7 protein-coding genes are annotated in these 4,184 nt (G+C 39.8%); 4 read left to right on the forward strand and 3 right to left on the reverse strand.

Features of this window, described 5'->3' with window-relative positions; all coding sequences use genetic code 11:
- Positions 1–172: 172 nt before the first annotated feature.
- The gene (locus ELS82_RS23445) at positions 173–478 is read right to left on the reverse strand and encodes a hypothetical protein (RefSeq protein ID WP_134837584.1); all 306 of its coding nucleotides are present in this window, start codon (positions 476–478) and stop codon (positions 173–175) included.
- On the reverse strand, positions 475–810 hold the full coding sequence (locus ELS82_RS23450) for a hypothetical protein (RefSeq protein ID WP_134837585.1): 336 nt from the start codon (positions 808–810) through the stop codon (positions 475–477). The genes ELS82_RS23445 and ELS82_RS23450 overlap by 4 nt, the downstream gene beginning before the upstream one ends.
- A gap of 291 nt (positions 811–1,101) precedes the next feature.
- On the opposite strand from ELS82_RS23450, the gene ELS82_RS23455 reads away from it, so the two are divergent.
- The 4 genes from ELS82_RS23455 to ELS82_RS23470 all read left to right on the forward strand — a co-directional run bounded on the left by ELS82_RS23455 (position 1,102) and on the right by ELS82_RS23470 (position 3,474).
- Entirely contained in the window at positions 1,102–1,308 is a 207-nt protein-coding gene (locus ELS82_RS23455; RefSeq protein ID WP_244230869.1) for a hypothetical protein, read from the forward strand.
- 286 nt (positions 1,309–1,594) lie between these two features.
- Complete coding sequence (locus tag ELS82_RS23460; RefSeq protein ID WP_134837587.1) at positions 1,595–1,978, forward strand: hypothetical protein; 384 nt, start codon at positions 1,595–1,597, stop codon at positions 1,976–1,978.
- A 135-nt stretch (positions 1,979–2,113) separates the two neighbouring features.
- Positions 2,114–2,821, forward strand: coding sequence for a PIN-like domain-containing protein (locus ELS82_RS23465; RefSeq protein WP_134837588.1), 708 nt, complete (start codon positions 2,114–2,116; stop codon positions 2,819–2,821).
- Entirely contained in the window at positions 2,731–3,474 is a 744-nt protein-coding gene (locus ELS82_RS23470) for a hypothetical protein (RefSeq protein ID WP_134837589.1), read from the forward strand. The genes ELS82_RS23465 and ELS82_RS23470 overlap by 91 nt, the downstream gene beginning before the upstream one ends.
- 231 nt (positions 3,475–3,705) lie before the next feature.
- On the opposite strand, the gene ELS82_RS26500 is transcribed toward ELS82_RS23470, so the two are convergent.
- Positions 3,706–3,867, reverse strand: a complete 162-nt coding sequence (locus tag ELS82_RS26500) for a hypothetical protein (RefSeq protein ID WP_167489498.1) — start codon at positions 3,865–3,867, stop codon at positions 3,706–3,708.
- Positions 3,868–4,184: the final 317 nt, after the last annotated feature.

The following is a 4,184-nucleotide window of genomic DNA, read 5'->3' on the forward strand; positions in this document are numbered from 1 at the left end:
TGTAAATCATATGTTTGTGGTAAAACATAACAAACAATTCAACAGTGATTCGCAACGCTTGGCGCTCTCAATTCGGGTTGAATTTAGTGTTTACGGCGCAGTATTCAAGTTCAGTGTCTGCGCTGCTCACACGTTAATTGGGCGTTAGCATGAAATAGCCACAAATTTGTGGCTATTCAGTAGTTTTGTCGAACGTATTATGCATCCATTCAAACATGTTTTGACCGCCGTTGCTGCTGTTTGGTCCATGACCACTCCATGAGTGTGTGCCATGAAGTTCAATTACCATGTTACGAGGCGAGTCAGAAAATTCATTTACTTTGTTTTGTAGTATTTCAGCTGAAATTTCAATATCAGTCTCAATTGTGATCAACCAGAAATTGTCAATCCAGTGCCACCATCCAAAGTCATTACTATCCAAGTAACTGATAAAGTCGCGGTCTCTCAAGTTTTCCGCTGCTACCATGAATCTTCTCATGAATTGCCACCTTGTCCAGATGAGGTGTCAGTGGCCGCTATTTCTTTGTGCTTGGTTGAAGGTACTATTTTTTCTTCAAGTACTCCGTGATCACTATCGCCTGTCATACCTTGCTGAATAGCCATCTTTTCAATGTTGAATTTTTCAGATCTGAGTGCATCGGGATCTTTAACCATAAAGAAAAGGTACGCAAATGCAAAAAGTACAAATGCTAGAAAATCCATCGCAACAAGACAAATCAATACCCATTGAGGAACGGGGTTATTTGGAAAAGTGAATAAAGCCAGAGTTGCAGTAAGTAAAAGCCCTAGCAGCCATGATAGAGGCTTCATAGTGGTGGATCTGCTACCACTTGAACTTGAGCTTTGTGCTAACGCACTTAAAATTTTGAGAGAAATAGGAAGCAACCCTTTGTAACTGACTATAGGGTGCTAATCTACATTGAAGGCTTAGTATAAGCAATCAGTTCATGCTAACAATAAATTTAAGCAGATTCGCAACGCTTGGCATTTTTGGTTTGAATCAGCTTTAGTGTTTACGGCACAATGCGTTAGGTAGGTGGCAGCGTTGCTCACTACTTAATTTGGCGTTATATGCTTCCGTCAGTAGAAGGAATAGAACTTATGTCACTCTATGAGAAACGAAATAGCAATTCGCAGCAAGAAGACGCGATGTTAGTTGCTTCGGATTCTTGGTTTACAGTCAAATTTGCCCAAGAAGCAGCAAAGTCTTGGAAGCGTATTATCGTACTCTTCGTTGTTGCCATTCTATGTTTGTTTGCACCAGCATTGGGCCTTATTGTATCTGCTATCAATGCTATGTTTTCGTAAATACATAGGGAATCGTCTGAAAGGTAGGTAAGTGCCACTTAAAGACGTCGTATTTTCATATTCAAGTACGCATATAACAATAAATTTAAGAGTGATTCACAACGCTCGGCGCTTTCACTTCAAGGCAGTTTAGTGTTTATGGCACAATGGTTTAGCTAGGGTGTTAGCGTTGTTCACACCTTAATTTGGCGTTATGTGCATGATTTACTGTGAGAAAACTCGCATCGCTTATTGAATCCTACTTTAGCTTCTCTATTTTTAGTGAACAATGGAGGAAGGAGGTTCTATGATGCGTCAAATCGAGTTTATCGCTCATTCCCGAGCACTTTCTTTCAGTTTATCATCCGCTTTTGGTGGTGTGGCAGTCTTATTTATAATGGACTTTGTTTTTTCCGTAGAGCAAAGTGCAATTACTTATGCCTTTGTGCTTGTAGGTTCTGTAATTCAATACATATCCACTAAGCGGAGGTGTGAAAGCAATCTAACGGCGGATGCTGATGAGGTGTATTTGTTTAGGATACCTGCTGCATTGAGGTATCAGAAGTCAATCACAGGTAGGCGATATATTCGTATTACATCGTTAACCAAGAAGGGATATCACAGGGTTAAAGTTTTTGAATCTTGGGTTTCCAAACAAGACTGGCAGTTCATGCTAGACAGATGCACATAACAAGCATTTAAGAGTGATTCGCAACGCTTGGCAGTTTCGCTTCGCTCAAGTATAGCCAAGCGTCGCTCACACCTTAATGCGGCGTTAGGCTAAACAAGATATCTCGGCGAGTGTAATAAATTTTCAAGGAAGGTTGTGAGTAAAATCAACATATTAGGAAAAATTTTTCCAGATGCTGTAAGCATCTTTACTAAAGAGACTTCATCATTAGAAGACTCATTAAAAAACGGTATTATAGTTCTTGACACTAATACACTTTTATTCCCATTTAATGTGAATAAACAGGGGTTAAAGGGAATTGTTGGTGCATATGAAAAATTAGTGAGTGAAGAACAACTATTCGTTCCTGCTCACGTAGCGCGTGAGTTTGCAAAGAATAGAGCCGCAAAATTAGGCGAAATATATGTAAGTGTAAGCAGAATGGCGAACTCTCAAAGAGATCTTAAACGTTATCCGTTGCTTTCTGACATAGATGATTACCAAGAAGTTGTTGAACTTCAGAAATCTATTGGCGAAACCGAAAAGAAAATTAAAGAGAAAATCAAATCAGTCCTAGATACAATATCTGGTTTTGAGCGAAATGATCCAGTAAGTGCTGCGTACTCGGAAATATTCAATAACAATGTTGTCTATCAGCACGTTATTACAGATGACAAATTAGAGGCAGACTTCAAATACCGTTCAGAAAATAAACTTCCTCCTGGCTATAAGGATGGGTCTAAAACAAATAATGCTGAAGGCGACCTAATTGTTTGGCACTCTATTTTGGAGTTAGGAAAAAACATAAAAAAGATTTGGTGTTCATTTCCTCCGATGGCAAACCAGACTGGCAATACAATATAGACAAAAAACCTTTTCAGGCTCGATATGAACTGATTGATGAATACCGAACGGTTTCTGATGGTAAATCTTTTCACATAGCCCCTTTGTCACATTTACTAGAAGTGTTAGAAGCTTCCGAAGGCACTGTTCAAAGAGTAGAGTGGTTGGAGCATATAAAGCCAGTGAATAAGGCGCACCTTTTAACTGGCAACACTTATTCTCTCGATGAGAAACTGGAAAATATGAAAAGCTGGTTCTTTGCCAACTATGAACCTCCGGAAAATAATCTACCTTACGAGTCAAGGGAAGGAGGGTATTTCTATATTTGGGGTGGTCCTTATGAACTTCAAGAAGTTCTTTTTGATGAGTTTGGTCAAAGTGAATCTGAGAACTTGATCAATATTTGTATTGAGCAAATAGAGGAAGAACACGGAGACATTGAATGGTCAGGTGTTCCTAGAAACGAAAGCATCTGGGTAACTGTTCATCCTGATTATGAAACGTGTAATGACATTGGTGCATCGGGAATGTTTCAAGTTATCGGCCTAGAGGATGAAAATGGTAATGATCTTTCATCACATATAGATTCTGGTCAGCATTATAGTAGCCTAAGAGATGTTCTCAAAGATTTATCTTTAAACCTTGGTATCAATGTTGATGGCGAGTTAGTGTAAAGTTTAGCCTAACAAGCAATTTAAGAGGGATTCACAACGCTTGGCATTTTTGCTTCTACTTCAAATTTAGTGTTTATAGCACAATGCTTTAGGTATGGGGGGAGGCGTTGTTCACCCCTTAATTGGGCGTTATGTTTACTTGTATTTCAAAGGCTTAAATGTCTTAGGCTCTAGTTCTTTGTCCCTCTGGCAAACAGTCCCTAGTAGACTCAGCAAATCCGCATTGTCGGCCTAAGTTCTTGAATCTCTCAGCCCGTAAAACATGCCAATGTTCGCGGGTTGCTTCATTGTCAGGTCGTGACGGTTGGCTGTTTGTGTAACTGGCTTTAAGTCGCTTTCAGGTTCATAACCAAGCAGCATTTCAGCTTGGTAGTTGCCTCGGCAATTCAACATTGTTTTGCGCTTTGGTTGGAAAAATAGGGCGTTTGTTGAAGCTTAGTCGGGTTGCCTCATTGGGCAGGGAAGTGGAATTACTGGTTTTAGGTTGACCGCCTTTGGTGGCTAAGCTTATTCCTGCCTTGTGGTTTAGTTCGGAAAATTAGTCAGAAATAGCAGTTCTTTCTCAATTAAATCATGAGTTTGTGGTAAAACATAACAAACAATTCAAGCTGATTCGCAACGCTCGGCGCTTTCGGTTTCAATTAGTTTAGTGATTACGGTGAAGTGCTTAGGTAATGTGGCAGCGTTGCTCACAACTTAATTGGGCGTTA

Source organism: Vibrio ouci (genome assembly GCF_004551525.1).
In the GTDB taxonomy this organism is placed as follows: domain Bacteria; phylum Pseudomonadota; class Gammaproteobacteria; order Enterobacterales; family Vibrionaceae; genus Vibrio; species Vibrio ouci.